Source organism: Streptomyces sp. NPDC088707, assembly GCF_044752725.1.
Lineage (GTDB): Bacteria > Actinomycetota > Actinomycetes > Streptomycetales > Streptomycetaceae > Streptomyces.
On sequence record NZ_JBIVLV010000015.1, the window covers coordinates 146,001 to 163,700 of the forward strand.

Genomic DNA, 17,700 nt, shown 5'->3' on the forward strand with positions numbered 1-17,700 from the left:
TGGAGCCGCACCATGCGCGCAGCCGTACTGCACGAGATCGGCCAGGACAAGCTCGAAGTCGTCGACGACGTCGAGGCGGTGGGCTTCGGCCCCGGCAAGGTCAGGATCCGGGTCCGGGCCACCGGCCTCTGCCACTCCGACGTCTCCGCGATGAGCGGCGTCCTCCCGCAGCCCGCCCCCTTCATCCCCGGCCACGAGGGCGCGGGAGAGATCCTCGACGTCGGCGACGGCGTCACCGGACTCGCCCAGGGCCAGCGGGTGCTGCTCTGCTGGCTGCCCGCCTGTGGCAGCTGTCCCGCCTGCAAGCGCGGCCAGACCCAGCTCTGCCTGGCCGGGTTCATGAACGCCGGCACGCCCAACTTCAAGCGCCCCGGCGGTGACGTCTTCGGCTTCGCCGGCACCGGCACCTTCACCGAGGAGGTCGTCGTCGACGCGGGCTGCGCGGTCCCGATCCCCGACGACGTGCCCTTCGACATCGCCGCCCTCATCGGCTGCGGCGTCACCACCGGCCTCGGCGCCGCCATCAACACGGCCAAGGTGGAAGCCGGTTCGTCGGTCGCCGTCATCGGCTGCGGAGGCGTCGGCATCTCCGCGATCCAGGGCGCCAAGCTCCAGGGCGCCGCCCAGATCGTCGCCGTCGACCCCGTCGAGTCCCGCCGTGAGGCGGCGCTGCGCTTCGGCGCCACCGAGGCCGTCGCCCCGGACGCGCTCGCCGACGCCAAGCAGCGGATCACCGCGGGCGAGGGCTTCGACTACGTCTTCGAGGTCGTCGGCAAGTCCGCCACGGCCCGCACCGCGTACGAGAACACCCGGCGCGGCGGCACCCTCTGCGTCGTCGGCGCGGGCGCGATGGACGACAACCTCCAGCTCAACATGTTCGAGCTGTTCTTCGACGAGAAGCGGATCCTGCCCTCCATGTACGGCGGCGGAGACGTCCTCCGCTCCTACGAGCGGGCCATCGCGCTCTGGCGGGCCGGCCGCATCGACCTGGAGTCGCTCATCACCCACCGCGTACCGCTCGCGGGCATCAACGAGGCCCTGGAGCAGATGCGGACCGGCGCGGCCCTCCGTACCTGCATCGAGATCTGAGAGGACTCCTGCGAGATGTCACTCCCCCTTGAGGGCCTGAGCGCGATCGTCACCGGCGCCGGGCGCGGTCTCGGCCGCGCCGAGGCCCTGGAACTGGCCCGGCTCGGCGCGGCCGTCGTCGTCAACGACTACGGGCAGCCCGGCCGCGACGGCTCGGGCGCCGCCTCCGCCGCGCCCGCCGAGGAGGTTGCCGCGGAGATCCGCCGGGCGGGCGGCAGGGCGGTCGCGCACCTCGGCGACATCGCCGACTTCGAGACGGCGCGAGCCCTGACCGACCTCGCCGTGGCCGAGTTCGGCAAGCTGGACGTCCTGGTCAACAACGCGGGCATCCTGCGCGACCGGATGGTCTTCTCGATGAGCGAGGAGGAGTGGGACTCGGTCATACGGGTCCACCTCAAGGGCCACTTCAACACCACGCACTTTGCGGCGGTGCACTGGAGGACCCGGGCCAAGGCGGGGGAGACCGGCGTGTACGGCCGGATCGTCAACACCTCCTCCGAGGCCTTCCTCGCCGGCTCGGCCGGGCAGCCGAACTACGCGGCCGCCAAGGGCGGGATCGTGGGCCTGACCACGTCCACGGCGCTCGCGCTCGCCCGGTACGGGGTGACGGCCAACGCCATCTGCCCCCGGGCGCGCACCCGGATGACGGAGGACGTGTTCGCGGGCTTCGCCGAGCCGACGGCCGAGGGCGACCTCGACCCGCTGTCCCCGGAGCACGTGGCGCCGCTCGTCGGCTACCTCGCCTCCCCGGCGGCGGCCGGGGTCAACGGCCAACTGCTCGTCGTGCACGGCGGGATGGTCGCGATCGTGGACCGTCCTCGGGTGGCCGCCAAGTTCGACACGGCCAAGGAGGCGTTCACGTACGAGGAACTGGACGGTCTCCTGACCCCGCACTACGCGTCCCGCCCGGCGGGCGAGACCTTCGCGGCCTCGGAGGTCCTCGGCCTGAAGAAGGGCTGAGACCGCGGGTGACCACCGGCCGGGGTGCGGCTCGGCCGGGGGACGGTGGGGAGGACGAAGGGCCCCGGGGTGACCCGGGGCCCTTCGCCCTGCCTGGTACTGCTCGTTACTGCGAGACGGGCTCGCGGCGGTGGCGGCCGTGCGGGGAGGACGCGGAGTCCTCCGTCGGCGCGGCGTCCCCGCGGTGCTTGCCGGAGCCGTTCGGCTCCTGCCCGTTCGCGCTGTTCTCCGACATGGTCGAAATCACCCCGTTGACATCGGTCGTGCTGTGCAGCCCGAGAGTCTAGCCAGCGGGTTTCCCGTCCGTGAGAGGAGCCTGCTGCAACGGCACGGGACGGCACACCCGGGGCTCCTCGACAGCCGGGCCGGCCCCTGCCGAAGCCCCGGCCGCGACCGCGACCGCGTCCGGCTCCGGCTCCGGCGGTGCCTCCACGTCCGCGAGACCGCAGGGCGCCCCCGCCGTCACGTACGGCAGCCGGAGCACACCCCCGGCCGTCCACAGGCCCGCCCCGGCCAGCCACCCCACGGGCGCGGCCAGTTGGCCCATCCGGCGGGACATCGGCTGCCACGTCCCCACCCAGCTGCCGCCCGCCGCGTCGATCCGCAGCGCGACCGCGCACGTCTCGGGCATCAGGACCTGCCCCGGCTGGACGGCGAACGGCGTCACCGCCGCGTCGTCCAGCCGCAGGCACTCCGGAAAGCGCACCGGCAGCAGACTGCCGAGCACACCCCAGCCGAGCCGGTCGTGCCCCGGCGACGGCGCGTCGGAACGGATCAGGAGCAGCCCGCTGTCCGGGTCGGCCAGGAGCAGCCGGTCGTCGCTGTCCTCGGTGATCTGCAGCAGCGGCGTCACCTCCCCGCCCCGCTCCAGGTCGACGGCGACCGCCTTCACCGGACCGCCGTCGAGCCGCCGGTCGAGCGCGAGCATCCGGCCCGTACGGTCGAGCCACACCCCGCCCGCGCACCGGCCCTCGACCTCCGCGACCCGCTCGGGGCCGCAGGCACCGCCCGCGACCAGCCACAGCGTGGTCGTGTCGGGGCCGACGCACAGGGCGTACGCGCGGATGCCGTCCGGGGAGGGCGGCAGCAGCACCAGCCGCTCGGAGCCCGGGGCCTCCACCGCGCCGAGCCGGAGCTCCCCGGTGGCCGGGCCCGTGGGGTAGAGCAGCGAGAACGTGTTCCGCCGCCCGTCCACGCGGCGGGCGACCAGGACCCGGCCGTCGGCCAGGGGCAGCAGCTGGGTGCCGGGCTCCTCCGGCTGGTCGAGCGGGAGCGGGACGGCGTACGGCTCCGGGCCGTCGAGGGTCCACCTCTCCACGTACAGGGCGTCCCCGTCGCCCGCGAGCCTGGCCGCGTACGCGCCGTTCGCCGTGATCGTGAGACCCGCAGTGAACTCCGTCGGCCGGGCGCCGCGGCCGGGGTGCTCCCCGTCGCGGCCGTCGTCCTCGGCCGTGGTCTCGATGGCACACGCTGTCATCGACTCGTCACCTCCGGCCACGAAGCTAGTTTTCGCACTTCCAGCCGAACAACACGAGCAGGGTCACTTCACACATAAGGGTGGCTGTGCGGCGGTTCGGCTGAGGGGTGGGGGGCGGGTGTGCTGGAGTTGCCCGTGGTGAGTAAGGTAAGGCGAACCTAAACGGAGCCAGAGGCTCCGGCCGGCGTGCTCCGGGCGGAACCCGCGACTCCGGCCGGCTGCCCCGGACGCAGGCCCCACGACTCCGGTCCGGCCGCGCCCGTCCCCCCGCCAGGACACGTACAGGAGCCTTCTCATGTCCCTCCGCCGCCGCGGCACCGCCGCCGTCGTCGCCCTCGCCGCCGCGCTCTCGCTCGCGGCCTGCGGAGGAGGCGACGGAGGATCCGACGCCTCCGCCAAGGAGGACACGAGCAAGAAGAAGGACGTCGCCACGGGCGGCAAGGACTTCGGCGACGCCGCCGCGAAGACCGCGGCCATGGGCACGGACGCCACGGCCGGCCAGTTCCCGCGCACCCTGACGCACGCCCTCGGCAAGACCGAGCTGAAGGCCGCCCCGAAGCGGGTCGTCGTCCTCGATGTCGGCGAGTTCGACAACGTCGTCTCCCTCGGCGTCAAGCCCGTCGGCTACGCCCCCGCCGAGGGCGACGACGGCATCCCGGCCTACCTGGCGAAGGACGCCGGGGCCCCGAAGTCCGTCGGCACCATCAACAACCTCAACCTGGAGGCCATCGCCAACCTCCAGCCCGACCTGATCCTCGGCAGCCAGCTGCGCGCCGCGGACAAGTACGACGAGCTGTCGAAGATCGCGCCGACCGTGTTCTCCATCCGCCCGGGCTTCACCTGGAAGGAGAACTACCTCCTCAACGCCGCCGCGCTCGACAGGACCGCCGAGGCCAAGGAGAAGCTCGCCGCGTACGAGACCAAGGCGAAGCAGCTCGGCACGGACATCGGCCCGAACAAGCCGACCGTCTCGATGGTCCGCTACCTCCCCGGCAAGATCCGCCTGTACGCGAAGGCGTCGTTCATCGGCACCATCCTCGAGGACACCGGCCTGCCGCGCCCCGAGAACCAGCGGATCGACGACCTCGCGGCCGAGATCAGCCCGGAGAAGATCGACGAGGCCGACGGCGACTGGATCTTCACCGGCGTGTACGGCGAGGCCAAGGCCACCAAGAAGGACACCGCCCAGGCCAACCCGCTCTGGAAGAACCTCAAGGCCGTCAAGGCCGGCCAGGCCAAGGACGTCCCGGACGAGACCTGGTACCTGGGCCTCGGTGTGACGGCGGCGAACCTGGTCCTCGACGACCTGCGCGGCTACCTCGTCAAGTAGCGCGGCCACCTCGTCGAGCGACGCCGGCCGAGCGGCTACCCATGCCGGCCGAGCGACCCCCGACGCCGGCCGACGGCACGGGCGCCCGACGCCGGCCGCCGGCGCCGGGGGCCGCCCGACGCCGGCCGAAGGCACCGGGGGCCGCCCGGCCCGCCGCCCGCCCGCGACGGCGGCGGTACCAGCCGCGAAGGCGAGCCAGGTAGCCTTTCCTCGTGCCCCGTCTGTCTGAAGTCATCGCCGCGCTCGACGCCCTCTGGCCACCAGAGCGGGCCGAGTCGTGGGACGCCGTCGGCACCGTCTGCGGTGACCCCGACGCCGAGGTCACCCGTGTGCTCTTCGCCGTCGACCCGGTCGAGGAGATCGCCGACGAGGCGATCGCCCTCGGCTCCGACCTGATCGTCACCCACCACCCGCTCTACCTGCGCGGGACGACGACCGTCGCGGCCGGCCACTTCAAGGGCCGCGTCGTGCACCGCCTCATCAAGCACGACATCGCGCTCCACGTCGCGCACACCAACGCCGACACCGCCGACCCGGGCGTCTCCGACGCCCTCGCCGGCGCGCTCGACCTCCGGGTCACCGGCCCCCTCGTACCCGAGAACAACCTCGGCCGGATCTGCGAGCTCGACCACCCCGAGACCCTCGCCGAGTTCGCCGCCCGCGCGGCGAAGCGGCTGCCCGCCACCGCGCAGGGCATCCGGGTCGCGGGCGACCCCGGCATGACCGTGCGCCGCGTCGCCGTCAGCGGCGGCTCCGGAGACAGCCTCTTCGACGCCGTACGAGCCGCAGGCGTGGACGCCTTCCTCACCGCGGACCTGCGCCACCACCCCGTCTCCGAGGCGACCCAGCAGTCGCCTCTGGGCCTGGTCGACGCCGCCCACTGGGCCACCGAATGGCCCTGGTGCGAGCAGGCGGCCGCCCAGCTCGACGAGATCTCCGACCGTCACGGCTGGGACCTCCGCGTCCACGTCTCGAAGACGGTCACCGACCCCTGGTCCTCCCACCACACCTCCCCTGGAGCCCCCAACTGAACGCCGCGCCCGCCGACCAGATCCGCCTCCTCGACGTCCAGGCCCTCGACGTCCGCCTCCAGCAGCTCGCGCACAAGCGCCGCTCGCTGCCCGAGCACGCCGAGATCGAGTCCCTGACCAAGGACCTCACCCAGCTGCGTGACCTGCTCGTCGCCGCGCAGACCGAGGAGAGCGACTGCGGCCGCGAGCAGACCAAGGCCGAGCAGGACGTCGACCAGGTCCGCCAGCGGGCCACGCGCGACCAGCAGCGCCTCGACTCGGGCACCGTGTCCTCCCCGAAGGACCTGGAGAACCTCCAGCGCGAGATCGTCTCGCTCGCCAAGCGCCAGGGCGACCTCGAGGAGATCGTCCTCGAGGTCATGGAGCGCCGCGAGTCCGTGCAGGAGCGCCTCGCCGAGCTGACCGAGCGGGTCTCCGCCGTCCAGGCCAAGACGGACGACGCGACCGCCCGCCGTGACGCCGCCGAGGGCGAGCTCGACACCGAGGAGGCGTCCGTGGAGAAGGAGCGCGAGCTCGTCGCGGCCACCGTCCCTGCGGACCTCCTGAAGCTGTACGAGAAGCTGCGCGTCCAGCAGGGCGGCGTCGGCGCGGCCCGGCTGTACCAGCGCAAGTGCGAGGGCTGCCACATCGAGCTCAACATCACCGAGGTCAACGAGGTCCGTGCCGCGGCCAAGGACGCGGTCCTGCGCTGCGAGAACTGCCGCCGGATCCTCGTCCGCACGGCGGAGTCCGGCCTGTAATGACGTCGTCGTCCTCGCGTGAGGTGATCGTCGAGGCGGACGGCGGTTCCCGGGGCAACCCGGGGCCCGCCGGGTACGGCGCCGTGGTCCTGGATCCGGTGACGGGCGAGACGCTCGCGGAGGCGGCCGAGTACATCGGCGTGGCGACGAACAACGTCGCCGAGTACAAGGGCCTGGTGGCGGGCCTGAAGGCGGCGCGGTCGCTGTTCCCCGACGCCACCGTCCACGTCCGGATGGACTCCAAGCTGGTCGTCGAGCAGATGTCCGGCCGCTGGAAGATCAAGCACCCGGACATGAAGCCGCTCGCGGCCGAGGCGGGCCGGGTCTTCCCGGCGGGCCGGGTCCGCTACGAGTGGATCCCGCGCGAACGCAACAAGCACGCGGACCGGCTCGCGAACGAGGCGATGGACGCGGGCAAGCGCGGCCGCCAGTGGGAGCCGTCCGACTCGACGGCCGCCCTGGACACCGCCGCCGCCCGCAACGCCGCGACGCTCCCCCCGGCGCCGTCCGGGCCGCCCGGCGACGCGACGGCGGGCGCGGCACGGGCCCGCGCCGCGCTGGCGACGGGTGCGGGCACCACGACGGGTGCGGACCCTTCCGGCGACCTCGACCCGGGCCGTACGGGCACGGGCCCGGGCGCCTGGCCCGGCACCGTCGCACACCCCACGGCCCAGGACGACGGCCTGTTCGCCGCCGAGGCGGCCCTCACGGCCCCGGCCTCGGGAGACTTCGAGGCGCAGGCGGGCGCCCTGGCCCCGACCGGCCACGCCGCGCGCACCCACGCCCCGGAGGCCGACGCGGCACCCGCGGGGGCAGCGGCCGAGGACGCCGGGCCCGAGACCACGGGGCCCGGGACCAAGAGGCCCAGGACCACCAGGACCACCGGGCCCGGGACCGCCGGGTCCGAGGCCACGGGGCCCGGGACCGCCGGGACCGCCGCGCCTGCCGTTCCCGGTCAAGGCTGGTCCGCCGGGCCCGACATGAGCGCGCCCGCCACCTTCGTGCTCCTCCGGCACGGCGAGACCGCGCTCACCCCCGAGAAGCGGTTCTCCGGCAGCGGGGGGACCGATCCCGAGCTCTCGGCGGCAGGACTCCGGCAGGCCGACGCCGTCGCGGAGGCGCTCGCCGCCCGCGGGACCATCCAGGAGATCGTCAGCTCGCCGCTCACCCGCTGCCGCCAGACCGCGGCCGCCGTCGCCGGCCGCCTCGGGCTCGACGTCCGCGTCGAGCAGGGGCTGCGCGAGACCGACTTCGGCGCCTGGGAGGGGCTGACGTTCGGCGAGGTCCGGGAGCGTTACCCCGAGGACCTCGACGCCTGGCTGGCCTCGCCGAAGGCCGCGCCCACCGGCGGAGGCGAGAGCTTCGCGACCGTCGCCCGCCGCGTCGCCGCGACCCGGGACCGGCTCACCGCCGCCTACGCGGGCCGGACCGTCCTCCTCGTCACCCACGTCACGCCCATCAAGACCCTGATCCGGCTCGCGCTCGGCGCCCCGCCGGAGTCGCTGTTCCGGATGGAGCTGTCGGCCGCCTCGATCTCGGCGGTCGCCTACTACGCCGACGGCAACGCGTCCGTACGGCTCCTCAACGACACCTCCCACCTCCGATAGGGGCCGCGGGCGGCGGGACGGGCGCCGCAAAGGGGTGGCGCGGGGACCGCGCCCCGTACCACCATCCCGTCATGACCTGGCACTTCACCGAAGACACCGCCGCCTTCCGTACCGCGGCCGGGACGCACCTCGCCGCCGAGCCCGCGCGCAACACCGCGGTGCTGACCCTCATGGACGGGGCGGACCGGCTCGGCTGGTGGACCGAGCCCGACGGCCGGGTCACGGGGGTCCTCGCGGTCTCCCCCTCCGGGACCCTCGACCTCGGCGCGACCACGGAGGAGGCGGCCCTCGCACTCGCCTTCCCGGCGGGGGAGGAGCCGACGGAGGTCCGTGGTGAGACGGCCGTGGTGGAGGCGTACGCGAAGGCCTCCGGCCGCCCCTGGACGCCCGCCGTCCGGATGCGGCTCTTCCGGCTCGGCGAGCTGACCCCGCCGGACCCGGCCCCGGCCGGCCGGCACCGGACGGCCACCGGGGCCGACGTCCCGCTCGTCGCGGCCTGGACGAGGGAGTTCGCGACGGCCATCGGCGACGAGCCCGCCGAGGACTACACCGGCTTCGTCACCGAGCGGATCTCCGAAGGCCGCCTCGTGCTCTGGGAGGCGCCCGACGGCCGCGCGGTCTCGATGGCCGCGGTCTCCCGCACGATCGAGGGCCAGGCCCGCGTCCACCTCGTCTACACCCCGCCCGCCGACCGCGGCAAGGGATACGCGGCGGGGGCCACCGAGGCCGTCAGCCGGGTCGCCGCCGACACCGGCGCCACCCGGGTGCTGCTCTTCACGGACCTCTCCAACCCCACCAGCAACGCCCTCTACCAGCGCCTCGGCTACCGCCCGGTGACCGACCACCTGAGTGTGGAGTTCACCGGGACCGCGCGCTGACGGGCCCCCGCAGCGCCGCCGCCTCGCGCGCCAGTGTCTCCACCCGGGCCCAGTCGCGGGCCGCGAGGGCGTCGGGCGGCAGCATCCACGTACCGCCGACACAGCCGACGTTCGGAAGGGACAGGTAGGCGGGGGCGGAGGCGAGCGAGACACCGCCCGTCGGGCAGAACCGGGCCCGGGGGAGCGGGCCCGCGAGGGACTTCAGGTACGGGACGCCGCCCGCCGCCTCGGCCGGGAAGAACTTCATGTCCTCCACGCCCTGTTCGAGCAGGGCCACGACCTCCGAGGTCGTCGACACACCGGGGAGGAAGGGCAGGCCCGAGTCGCGCATCGCGCCGAGCAGCCGCTCCGTCCACCCGGGGCTGACCAGGAACCGCGCCCCGGCGCCGACCGCGTCCGCGACCCCGGCCACCGAGACGACCGTCCCCGCACCGACGACCGCGCCCGGCACCTCGGCCGCGATGGCGCGGACGGCGTCGAGCGCGGCCGGGGTGCGCAGGGTGACCTCGACGAGCGGCAGCCCGCCGGCCACCAGGGCGCGGGCCAGCGGCACGGCGTCGGCGGCGTCCTCGATCACGACCACCGGGACCACCGGTACGGGAGAGGCTTCCGGGGCAAGGTCGAACACGCTCGTCATGGGCCTCATCGTGCCCATGCCGAGCGTGATACGCAACGAGCGTTGCGCAGCTTGCAACAGCTCGGTGCGGCGCCCCTAGTGGATCTCGTCCACCAGCACGTCGAGGGCCCCCGGCTTCCCGCTCTCCTCCACCACGTACCCGAGGTCCCGCAGCGCCACCACCAGCTCCTCCGGCGTACGCGGAGCCGCCGCCGCCTCCAGCAGGCTCCGGACGATGCGGCCCTTCGTCGCCTTGTTGAAGTGGCTGACCACCTTCCGGGTCGGCGCGTGCAGCACCCGCACCGTCGCCGTCCGCGCCGCCACCTCCCCCTTCGGCTTCCACGCCGACGCGTACGCCGACGAGCGCAGGTCGAGCACGAGCCCGTCCCCCGCCGCCTCGGGCAGCACCGAGGCCATCGCGCCCCGCCAGTGCCCGCCCAGCGCCCCGAGCCCCGGCAGCCTGACCCCCATCGAGCAGCGGTACGACGGGATCCGGTCGGTCACCCGCACCGCACCCCACAGCCCGGAGAAGACCAGCAGGGACCGCCCCGCCCGCCGCCTGGCCGCCGCGTCCAGGGTCGCCAGACCCAGCGCGTCGTACAGCACGCCCGTGTAGATCTCCCCGGCCGGCCGTGCGCCCGCCGTCCGCAGCTCCACGTTCTTCGCGACCTCGCCGCGCAGACCCTCGCTCAGGCCCAGCACCTCGCGCGCCTTCTCCTCGTCGGCCGCGCACAGCTCGACCAGCTCGTCCAGGACCGCCGCCCGCGCCTCCGCGAGCCCCGGCAGGGACAGCGACTCCGGCTTGAGCGGCGCCCCGCGCCCCGAGGAGGCCTTGCCCTCGGAGGGCGGCAACAGCACGAGCACGGTGGTTCTCCTTCGTCCGTACGGGGATGGGGGTGCGGCCCCAGGAGCCCAGCGTACGAGGTGCCGCACCCCTCCCCGCCCCCTACGCTCGGTCCATGCCCCGCCGCCACATTCACGTGACCGGCGCAGCCGAGGCTCCGCTGCGGGCCGCCCTGCGCGCACTCCGTGCCCAGCTCGCGATCCCCGAGGACTTCCCGCCCCCCGTCCTCGCCGAGGCCGAGGCCGCCGCGAAAGCCCCCCGGCTCCCCGCGTACGACGCCACCGACCTGCCCTTCTTCACCGTCGACCCGCCGACCTCCACCGACCTCGACCAGGCCATGCACCTGGCCCGCAGGTCCGACGGCGGCTACCGCGTCCACTACGCCATCGCCGACGTTGCCGCCTTCGTCACCCCCGGCTCCGCCCTCGACGCCGAGGCCCACCGGCGCGTCCTCACCCTCTACTTCCCCGACGGCAAGGCCCCCCTCCACCCCGCCGTCCTCTCCGAGGGAGCCGCCAGCCTCCTCCCCGGCGAACCCCGCCCCGCCCTCCTCTGGCGCATCGACCTCGACGCCGAAGGGCGCCGCGTCGCCACCGACGTCCGCCGCGCCCTCGTCCGCAGCCGCGCCAAACTCGACTACGCGACCGTGCAGAAGCAGATCGACACGGGCACGGCCGAGGAACCCGTGGCCCTCCTCCGGGACATCGGCCGCCTCCGCGAGGCCCTCGAAGCCGAACGCGGCGGGATCTCCCTCAACGTCCCCGAACAGGAGATCGTCGAGCAGGACCACACCTACTCCCTCGCCTACCGCGCCCCGCTCCCCGCCGACGGCTGGAACGCCCAGATCTCCCTGCTCACCGGCATGGCCGCCGCCGACCTCATGACCGCCGCCGGCACCGGCATCCTGCGCACCCTCCCCACCGCCCCCGACGGCGCCGTCGCCCGCCTGCGCCGCTCCGCGCAGGCCCTCGGCGTCGACTGGCCGCACCACGTCTCGTACGCCGACGTCGTCCGGGCCGCCGACCCCGCGAACCCGCGCCACGCCGCCTTCCTCCAGGAGTGCACCACCCTGCTCCGGGGCGCCGGATACACCGTCTTCACCGACGGCCACATCCCCACCCCCGCCGTGCACGCCGCCGTCGCCGACGAGTACACCCACTGCACCGCGCCCCTGCGCCGCCTCGTCGACCGGTACGCGGGCGAGCTGTGCGTCGCCGCCGTGGCCGGCGACGAACCGCCCGAGTGGGTACGGGCCGCCCTGCCCGCCCTCCCCGACGAGATGGCCGGCGGCTCGCGGCTCGCCAACACCGTGGAGCGCGAGAGCGTCGACATCGTCGAGGCGGCGCTGCTGCGGGAACGGGTCGGCGAGATCTTCGACGCGTACGTGATCGACGTGAAGGAACGCGAACCCGCCGTCGGCACCGTCCACCTGGACGACCCGGCGGTCGTCGCCCGCATCGCGGGCGGCGAGTCCCGCCTGCCGCTCGGGGAATGGCTGCGGGTCAGACTCGCGGAGGCGGACCCGGGGACGGCGAAGGTGCTGTTCGCGCCCGCGTGACGGCCAGGCCGAGCTCGCGGTACAGGGCGCGCGCGTCGTCGGCGTGGAAGCGGATCAGCCGTACGGGCCGGGGCGCGCCGAAGAACCGGGGCGCGTCGACCGGTTCGGTCAGCTCGACGGTCAGGGAGGTCTGGGACCCGACGGCGAGGTTCAGTTCCCCCTCGGCCTTCTCGTGCGAGAACACCAGCTCGTGCCGGACGGACGCGATCCGGTCGAGGGGCACGGACACGTCGACGTGCGCGGCCTGGCGGAGCCGCAGGACGTCCCCCGTGAGGGTGTGCGGGCGGGTCACGGCGGCGGCGTGCAGGCCGACGACGAACAACACGGTGTACACGTCCAGGACGAGGACGACCGCGTGGACGACGGGCCAGTCGGCGAGCAGATACGACATGCCGACGCTCTCGACCACACACACGAACGCGAAGCCGTACATGAGCGCCGCCTGGTCCCGCGCGTGCGGGAACACGCCGTCGGCGCCCTCGACCCCGTGCGGGCGCCGTGCCACCCACCGCCCCAGACTCGCCATGATCCGCAGCTCGTGCCCCATGATCCGCAGCACGGCCTCGGGCACGAGCTCGGCGACGGCCTCCCGCCGGGAGAGCCCCCGGCGCCGCAGCCGCAGATACGAGACGGCCTCGGCGAGCACGAGCGCGACGACGAGGAGCTCGGCGCCGGCCCACACGGCGGCGGGTATCCGGACCCCGCCGACGAGAAGGACGGCGAGGAGGACCTCGGCGGGGAGCACGACATAGGCGACGAGCCGCAGAAGACGCACGCCACCACTCCTCCGGCCCGTCATCGGCTCCGCTTCCGCCATCGCTCCGGCTCCGGTCATCCGCTCGGCTTCCGCCATCGCTCCGGCTCCGGTCATCGGCTCCGCTTCCGTCATCGGCTCTGCTCCCGTTGCTCCCGGACCAGGCGCATCGCCAGGTGGATGGCCGCGGACTGCGCCGGGGCGAGGTCCGCGAAGAGGGCGTCCGCGAGGGACATGTCGAACGAACCGGCCTCGTCCGGCGCCCCGGACGGCATGTCCACCCCCAGCTCGTCCGGCAGGCAGCCGGCCAGCACCCGCGCGGCCTCGGCGACCCGGGGGTCGTCCGCCTCCGCCCCGGAGAGCGCGTCGAGCAGCGGGTACACCTCACGCGCGTGCTCCGCCGCTCCCTCCATCAGACCCATCAGCCGGGCCCGCTCCTCCTCGGGCACGACGACGTCCATCAGGGCCAGGATCTGCCGGTCCTTCGCCGCCATCGGGGACTCGGGCAGCTCGCCCAGGCCGGCGAGCAGCGAGGTGAGCTCCGGCGACAGCGGCCCGTCGGCGGGCAGCCGCCCGGCCCTGGCCTCGTCGAGGAGGCCGGACAGCCGCTCCCGGCGCGCCCGGATCTCCGCCTCCTGGCGCGCCAGGTCCTCCGCGAGCTCCTCCAGGACCTCGACGAGTCCGCGCCCCTCGTCGTCGGCGAGCACACCCCGTACCTCGTCGAGTCCGAGACCCAGCTCGGTGAGCCGCCGGATACGGGCGAGCAGGACGGCGTCCCGGACGCCGTACTCCCGGTATCCGTTGGCCCGCCGGGCGGGCTCGGGCAGCAGGCCCGACTGGTGGTAGTGCCGCACGGCGCGGGGGGTGACCCCGACCAGCGCGGCGATCTCGCCGATACGCATGGCCCCAGTAGAAACCCTGACGCTGCGGCAAGGTCAAGCGTCACTCCGGGGACCGCCCCCGATCATGTGCCACGACCGGGGAACGCCTCGATCACAGGGACGGCGGGTGCCTCGATGTCCGACGATCACGACAGGACTGCCATGCCGAACGCGGCGGCCGACCTCCGCTGAGGCCGTCCGCCCCCTGATCGGCGGGTAGCATGGTCGGCACGGCAGACGAGCCGGGCGGGCGGCCGCGTGGAGATCCTCGGATCTTCCCGAGGAACGTCCGGGCTCCACAGAGCAGGGTGGTGGCTAACGGCCACCCGGGGTGACCCGCGGGACAGTGCCACAGAAAACAGACCGCCGGGGACTTCGGTCCTCGGTAAGGGTGAAACGGTGGTGTAAGAGACCACCAGCGCCTGAGGTGACTCAGGCGGCTAGGTAAACCCCACTCGGAGCAAGGTCAAGAGGGGACACCTCGGTGTCCCTGCGCGGATGTTCGAGGGCTGCTCGCCCGAGTCCGCGGGTAGACCGCAGGAGGCCGGCGGCAACGCCGGTCCTAGATGGATGGCCGTCGCCCCGACGACCGCGAGGTCCCGGGGGACAGAACCCGGCGTACAGCCCGACTCGTCTGTCGGTCCACGTGGAGAGGGCCCCGCCCGGCAATACGCCGGGCGGGGCCCTTCTCGTTCATCCGGCGCCGAGCTCCGGGGAGACCGGCCGCTTCGACAACCTCCGCTTCGACGACGGCGGTCGGCTCTGGGCCGCCGCGATGGGCGACGGCGTGCACTGCTACGACCCGGACGGCACCCTGATCGGCCGGCTGAACGTGCCCGAGGCGGTCGCCAACATCACCTGGGGCGGAGCCAAGCGCAACCGTCTCTTCATCGCCGCCGAGACCAGCCTCTCCTCGGTCGTCATGGGCGTCACGGGCACACACCCGACCGGACCCGGGCGCAGGCCCCGGGGGGAGCCGAAGCCCCGCTGAACCGGGCCGGCGGGGTGCGGCGTTCAGGGGCGACGGACCTCGAAGTGGAAGCAGCCGTACTCGACCGCCCGGACGTGGACCAGCGCCACGGCCGGGTCGGCGAAGGCCTCCGCGAACGCCCGGTCGAAGCCCTCGGACGTCGCCGCCGGGATCTCCAGGAGCCGGCCCCCGACGATGCGGCCCGCCGCGTCGTAGCGACGCACGGTGCGGAGCGCCTCCGCCCGGGCGAAGGGGTACGTCTCCGAGGGCGTGGGCCCGCCGCACTCCTCGGCGTGGACGAAGACGGGGCCCTGCTCGTCGTACGCGCCCGGCTCGGCCCCCGTCCCGGCCGCCCAGCGCCGCAGCGGCGCGTACGAGACGAGCGCGATCCGCTCGCCGGGGACGGACAGACGCAGACAGCAGCGGAGCGGGTCGCCGCCCTCGTCGGCGGAGTACGGAACGCAGGCGCGGCCCGCGTCGTCGGTGACCCGCAGCTCGGCGAGGGCGGAGGGCGCGATGGGGCGGGCGTCGTAGACGGTCGTGGTGGTGGTCTGAGTGCTCATACCGCCAGCGTCGCGTGGCGGTGACGCGGCCGCTGGCGGAATTCGGACGCGGTGGTGCGGACGGGGACTCGGGCGGGCCGTGGGTCCGTGCCCCCGGCGGGCCCCGTCCCCTTCGGCCGGGACGCACACGAGGCCGGTCGTCCCCTCACCGGCAGCGAGTGGCCGGTCAGCACCGCCCGGGTCCGCGGGGCTCAGAGCGGCTGGAGCCTGCGGCGCAGGAGGCAGAACTCGTTGCCCTCCGGGTCGACCAGGACGTGCCAGTTCTCGGCCCCGGTCTGACCCACGTCGGCCCGCCGCGCGCCGAGCGCGAGCAGCCGCTCCAACTCGGCGTCCTGGTCGCGGTCGGTGGGGTTGACATCGATGTGGAGCGGGAGCTTCCCGGAGCGCGGGTCGCTGCTGGGGCTGAGCACGAGGGTCGGCTGCGGGCCGCCGAAGCCGACGCCGGGCGGCCCGATCTCGATGCTTCCGTCGCCCTCGCGGCCGAGCTCCACATAACCGAGGACCTCGCTCCAGAACGCGGCGAGTCGGTCGGGATCGGCGCAGTCGACGACCAGTTCACTGATGCGGCATGCCATGACCGCCAGTGTAGGCAGGACGGCGCGACCACCTGACGCGCCCGCTCCGGGCCTGCGGCGGTGGGGTGCGTTTCCCCTATGGGGGCCGCACCCGGGGCTCGCGCGTCGGGGTCCGTGCCGGCTCGTCGTGGCGCGGCCCTATGTCTTCTCCGCCTGCCCGTCGCCCGGTCGCGGAGGGTCCGCCGCGGAGGCGGCGGCCGACAGGAGCTTCTCCGCCAGAGCCCGGCAACGGGCCCCGAGCTCCGGGGGATCGAGCAGCTCGAACTCGTGCCCCAGGAGGAGTACGTGCAGGAGTACGCGGTCGAGGCTCGCCGCACCGCTCAGCACCTCGCAACGGTCCTCGCCCCGCTCGCTGACGACTGCCGCCGAGGACGGGACCTGCGCGCGGACCGTGGCCGCCGGTGCGTGGACGAGGAAGCGCGCCCGGTGGGCGTAGACCCGGCTCGTGACACCCTCCTGCACGTACTCCGCCGCGTCGGGCGCGGGGCGCGGGCGGAAGCGCCATGTCCGGGCCGCCACCGCCGTCATCCTGTCCAGGCGGAAGGTACGCCAGTCGTCGCGGTCGAGGTCGTACGCGAGGAGGTACCAGCGGCGGTCGGAGGCGACCAGGCGGTGGGGCTCGACCCGGCGCGGCCGGACCGAACCCCCGGAGGGGTAGTCGAAGCCCGCCTCGACCTCCTCGCGGCAGGCCCCGGCCAGCGTCATGAGGACCTCGGGGTCGACCGGTGTGCGGCCCGCGCCGAAGAACTCCACCGAGCCCGACAGGGTGCGCACCTCGTGCCGCAGCCGGGTCGGGAGCACCTGGTCGAGCTTGGTCAGCGCCCGGAGCGTGGCGTCGCCGGAACCGGCGGCCGCGCCGGCGAGCAGGGAGACCGCCGTCGCGATCGCCTCCTCGTCGTCGAGGAGGAGGGGCGGAAGATCCTGGCCCCGGCCCAGCCGGTAGCCGCCGCCCACTCCCAGGCCGGCGTGGACCGGATAGCCGAGCGTGCGCAGCCGCTCGACGTCGCGCCGCACCGTGCGCGGGGTGACGTCGAGCCGGTCGGCAAGCTCGGGGCCGGACCAGGACCGGCGTTGCTGCAGCAGCCCGAGGAGGGTGAGTACCCGCTCGGTGGTCCCTCGCTCGTCCATGTGGCCCAGCCTGCCAGAGGTGGCGGACCGATCCTGTCCGCCTCGGGTGTCAGGGTGGATCCATCAGCCGAGAGGAAGGGAGCAGCACGATGAGCCGCCGATTCCAGGTCACGTTCGACGCACACGACCCGAGGGCGCTGTCGACCTTCTGGCGCGAGGCGCTGGGGTACGTCCATCCGGGCCCGCCGGGAGTGGAACTGCCGGAGGGGGCGGACCCGTTGGCCGCGTGGGACGAGTTCCTGGCGAAGCTGGGGGTGCCGGAGGAGGAGCGCAACACGCGATCGGCCTTGGAGGACCCGGAGGGACAGGGGCCGCGGGTGTTCTTCCAGCAGGTGCCGGAGGGGAAGACGGCGAAGAACCGGGTGCACCTCGACGTGCGGGCGGCGCCGGGGCTGGAGGGGGAGGAGAGGATGGCGGCGCTGGAGGCCGTGTGCGAACGGCTGGTCGCACGGGGAGGAAAGCGGCTGCGCCGCTTCGAGCCGGAGCCGCCGATGAGCGCGGGGTGGATCGTGATGGCGGACCCGGAGGGGAACGAGTTCTGTTTGGACTGAGGGGGTGGGGGTGAGGGTGAGGGCGGGCGCCCGGCGGGTGGTGCGGGTGGGTGGGGTTCTTGGGGTGGGCCGACAAGTGGGCTTCTGGTGGGACCGCCCTCTTTCCGAGAGTCGCTCCTTCCGGTGGTGCGTCAAGGGCGCTCCTTCG

18 protein-coding genes, 1 other RNA gene and 1 pseudogene are annotated in these 17,700 nt (G+C 74.3%); 11 read left to right on the forward strand and 9 right to left on the reverse strand.

What is annotated here, in order from left to right; all coding sequences use genetic code 11:
- The first annotated feature begins 12 nt into the window (after window positions 1-12).
- On the forward strand, window positions 13-1,089 hold the full coding sequence (locus ACIP84_RS34755; RefSeq protein WP_401803500.1) for a Zn-dependent alcohol dehydrogenase: 1,077 nt from the start codon (window positions 13-15) through the stop codon (window positions 1,087-1,089).
- 15 nt (window positions 1,090-1,104) lie between these two features.
- On the forward strand, window positions 1,105-2,049 hold the full coding sequence (locus tag ACIP84_RS34760; RefSeq protein ID WP_401803503.1) for a 3-oxoacyl-ACP reductase: 945 nt from the start codon (window positions 1,105-1,107) through the stop codon (window positions 2,047-2,049).
- A 106-nt stretch (window positions 2,050-2,155) separates the two neighbouring features.
- On the opposite strand, the gene ACIP84_RS34765 is transcribed toward ACIP84_RS34760, so the two are convergent.
- The gene (locus ACIP84_RS34765) at window positions 2,156-2,284 is read right to left on the reverse strand and encodes a hypothetical protein (RefSeq protein WP_355970033.1); all 129 of its coding nucleotides are present in this window, start codon (window positions 2,282-2,284) and stop codon (window positions 2,156-2,158) included.
- A 48-nt stretch (window positions 2,285-2,332) separates the two neighbouring features.
- Window positions 2,333-3,526, reverse strand: coding sequence for a hypothetical protein (locus tag ACIP84_RS34770; RefSeq protein ID WP_401803505.1), 1,194 nt, complete (start codon window positions 3,524-3,526; stop codon window positions 2,333-2,335).
- A 295-nt stretch (window positions 3,527-3,821) separates the two neighbouring features.
- On the opposite strand from ACIP84_RS34770, the gene ACIP84_RS34775 reads away from it, so the two are divergent.
- The 5 genes from ACIP84_RS34775 to ACIP84_RS34795 all read left to right on the forward strand — a co-directional run bounded on the left by ACIP84_RS34775 (window position 3,822) and on the right by ACIP84_RS34795 (window position 9,112).
- The gene (locus ACIP84_RS34775; protein WP_401803507.1) at window positions 3,822-4,856 is read left to right on the forward strand and encodes an ABC transporter substrate-binding protein; all 1,035 of its coding nucleotides are present in this window, start codon (window positions 3,822-3,824) and stop codon (window positions 4,854-4,856) included.
- A gap of 212 nt (window positions 4,857-5,068) precedes the next feature.
- Window positions 5,069-5,887 (forward strand): Nif3-like dinuclear metal center hexameric protein, encoded by an 819-nt coding sequence (locus tag ACIP84_RS34780; protein WP_401803510.1) that lies wholly within the window; start codon window positions 5,069-5,071, stop codon window positions 5,885-5,887.
- Window positions 5,884-6,627 carry a C4-type zinc ribbon domain-containing protein gene (locus ACIP84_RS34785; RefSeq protein ID WP_355970036.1) on the forward strand — a complete coding sequence of 248 codons (744 nt, stop codon included), beginning with the start codon at window positions 5,884-5,886 and terminating at the stop codon, window positions 6,625-6,627. Before ACIP84_RS34780 ends, ACIP84_RS34785 begins: the two co-directional genes overlap by 4 nt.
- Window positions 6,627-8,234: a bifunctional RNase H/acid phosphatase gene (locus ACIP84_RS34790; RefSeq protein ID WP_401803512.1), complete on the forward strand. Its 1,608-nt coding sequence runs from the start codon at window positions 6,627-6,629 to the stop codon at window positions 8,232-8,234. Before ACIP84_RS34785 ends, ACIP84_RS34790 begins: the two co-directional genes overlap by 1 nt.
- A 71-nt stretch (window positions 8,235-8,305) precedes the next feature.
- On the forward strand, window positions 8,306-9,112 hold the full coding sequence (locus ACIP84_RS34795) for a GNAT family N-acetyltransferase (RefSeq protein WP_401803514.1): 807 nt from the start codon (window positions 8,306-8,308) through the stop codon (window positions 9,110-9,112).
- Here ACIP84_RS34795 and eda read toward each other — a convergent pair.
- Both eda and yaaA read right to left on the reverse strand, forming a co-directional pair.
- Window positions 9,093-9,749 carry a bifunctional 4-hydroxy-2-oxoglutarate aldolase/2-dehydro-3-deoxy-phosphogluconate aldolase gene (gene eda, locus ACIP84_RS34800; protein ID WP_401803516.1) on the reverse strand — a complete coding sequence of 219 codons (657 nt, stop codon included), beginning with the start codon at window positions 9,747-9,749 and terminating at the stop codon, window positions 9,093-9,095. The two genes, ACIP84_RS34795 and eda, sit on opposite strands and share 20 nt — an antisense overlap.
- 75 nt (window positions 9,750-9,824) lie before the next feature.
- Window positions 9,825-10,592, reverse strand: a complete 768-nt coding sequence (gene yaaA, locus ACIP84_RS34805) for a peroxide stress protein YaaA (RefSeq protein ID WP_355970016.1) — start codon at window positions 10,590-10,592, stop codon at window positions 9,825-9,827.
- A gap of 95 nt (window positions 10,593-10,687) precedes the next feature.
- Between yaaA and ACIP84_RS34810 the strand changes: the two genes are divergently transcribed.
- Complete coding sequence (locus ACIP84_RS34810; protein WP_401803519.1) at window positions 10,688-12,130, forward strand: RNB domain-containing ribonuclease; 1,443 nt, start codon at window positions 10,688-10,690, stop codon at window positions 12,128-12,130.
- Here the strand turns inward: ACIP84_RS34810 and ACIP84_RS34815 are convergent.
- Together ACIP84_RS34815 and ACIP84_RS34820 are read right to left on the reverse strand one after the other, a co-directional pair.
- The gene (locus tag ACIP84_RS34815; RefSeq protein ID WP_401803522.1) at window positions 12,075-13,019 is read right to left on the reverse strand and encodes a hypothetical protein; all 945 of its coding nucleotides are present in this window, start codon (window positions 13,017-13,019) and stop codon (window positions 12,075-12,077) included. The two genes, ACIP84_RS34810 and ACIP84_RS34815, sit on opposite strands and share 56 nt — an antisense overlap.
- Window positions 13,016-13,786 (reverse strand): MerR family transcriptional regulator, encoded by a 771-nt coding sequence (locus tag ACIP84_RS34820; protein WP_401803525.1) that lies wholly within the window; start codon window positions 13,784-13,786, stop codon window positions 13,016-13,018. The genes ACIP84_RS34815 and ACIP84_RS34820 overlap by 4 nt, the downstream gene beginning before the upstream one ends.
- Window positions 13,787-14,003: 217 nt before the next feature.
- Between ACIP84_RS34820 and rnpB the strand changes: the two genes are divergently transcribed.
- Window positions 14,004-14,402, forward strand: an RNA gene (gene rnpB, locus ACIP84_RS34825) — RNase P RNA component class A.
- 84 nt (window positions 14,403-14,486) lie between these two features.
- Window positions 14,487-14,756: pseudogene (locus ACIP84_RS34830) on the forward strand (SMP-30/gluconolactonase/LRE family protein); the annotation flags it as partial.
- 23 nt (window positions 14,757-14,779) lie between these two features.
- Here ACIP84_RS34830 and ACIP84_RS34835 read toward each other — a convergent pair.
- From ACIP84_RS34835 to ACIP84_RS34845, 3 genes are all read right to left on the reverse strand, one after another.
- The gene (locus ACIP84_RS34835) at window positions 14,780-15,298 is read right to left on the reverse strand and encodes a DUF1203 domain-containing protein (protein ID WP_401803528.1); all 519 of its coding nucleotides are present in this window, start codon (window positions 15,296-15,298) and stop codon (window positions 14,780-14,782) included.
- A 191-nt stretch (window positions 15,299-15,489) separates the two neighbouring features.
- Window positions 15,490-15,873: a VOC family protein gene (locus ACIP84_RS34840; protein ID WP_355970003.1), complete on the reverse strand. Its 384-nt coding sequence runs from the start codon at window positions 15,871-15,873 to the stop codon at window positions 15,490-15,492.
- Between the two features lie 138 nt (window positions 15,874-16,011).
- Window positions 16,012-17,001: a helix-turn-helix transcriptional regulator gene (locus ACIP84_RS34845; RefSeq protein ID WP_401803531.1), complete on the reverse strand. Its 990-nt coding sequence runs from the start codon at window positions 16,999-17,001 to the stop codon at window positions 16,012-16,014.
- A gap of 89 nt (window positions 17,002-17,090) precedes the next feature.
- On the opposite strand from ACIP84_RS34845, the gene ACIP84_RS34850 reads away from it, so the two are divergent.
- A complete protein-coding gene (locus ACIP84_RS34850; protein WP_209494521.1) occupies window positions 17,091-17,552 on the forward strand; it encodes a VOC family protein in 462 nt (153 codons plus the stop codon).
- The last annotated feature ends 148 nt before the right edge of the window (window positions 17,553-17,700 follow it).

Bases quoted from the DNA above. Each gene is read 5' to 3' on its own strand.
- ACIP84_RS34755 (WP_401803500.1), top strand. From the start codon at position 13: ATGCGCGCAGCCGTACTGCACGAGATCGGCCAGGACAAGCTCGAAGTC.
- ACIP84_RS34760 (WP_401803503.1), top strand. From the start codon at position 1,105: ATGTCACTCCCCCTTGAGGGCCTGAGCGCGATCGTCACCGGCGCCGGG.
- ACIP84_RS34765 (WP_355970033.1), bottom strand. From the start codon at position 2,284: ATGTCGGAGAACAGCGCGAACGGGCAGGAGCCGAACGGCTCCGGCAAG.
- ACIP84_RS34770 (WP_401803505.1), bottom strand. From the start codon at position 3,526: ATGACAGCGTGTGCCATCGAGACCACGGCCGAGGACGACGGCCGCGAC.
- ACIP84_RS34775 (WP_401803507.1), top strand. From the start codon at position 3,822: ATGTCCCTCCGCCGCCGCGGCACCGCCGCCGTCGTCGCCCTCGCCGCC.
- ACIP84_RS34790 (WP_401803512.1), top strand. From the start codon at position 6,627: ATGACGTCGTCGTCCTCGCGTGAGGTGATCGTCGAGGCGGACGGCGGT.
- ACIP84_RS34795 (WP_401803514.1), top strand. From the start codon at position 8,306: ATGACCTGGCACTTCACCGAAGACACCGCCGCCTTCCGTACCGCGGCC.
- eda (WP_401803516.1), bottom strand. From the start codon at position 9,749: ATGACGAGCGTGTTCGACCTTGCCCCGGAAGCCTCTCCCGTACCGGTG.
- ACIP84_RS34810 (WP_401803519.1), top strand. From the start codon at position 10,688: ATGCCCCGCCGCCACATTCACGTGACCGGCGCAGCCGAGGCTCCGCTG.
- ACIP84_RS34815 (WP_401803522.1), bottom strand. From the start codon at position 13,019: ATGACGGAAGCGGAGCCGATGACCGGAGCCGGAGCGATGGCGGAAGCC.
- ACIP84_RS34820 (WP_401803525.1), bottom strand. From the start codon at position 13,786: ATGCGTATCGGCGAGATCGCCGCGCTGGTCGGGGTCACCCCCCGCGCC.
- ACIP84_RS34835 (WP_401803528.1), bottom strand. From the start codon at position 15,298: ATGAGCACTCAGACCACCACCACGACCGTCTACGACGCCCGCCCCATC.
- ACIP84_RS34840 (WP_355970003.1), bottom strand. From the start codon at position 15,873: ATGGCATGCCGCATCAGTGAACTGGTCGTCGACTGCGCCGATCCCGAC.
- ACIP84_RS34845 (WP_401803531.1), bottom strand. From the start codon at position 17,001: ATGGACGAGCGAGGGACCACCGAGCGGGTACTCACCCTCCTCGGGCTG.
- ACIP84_RS34850 (WP_209494521.1), top strand. From the start codon at position 17,091: ATGAGCCGCCGATTCCAGGTCACGTTCGACGCACACGACCCGAGGGCG.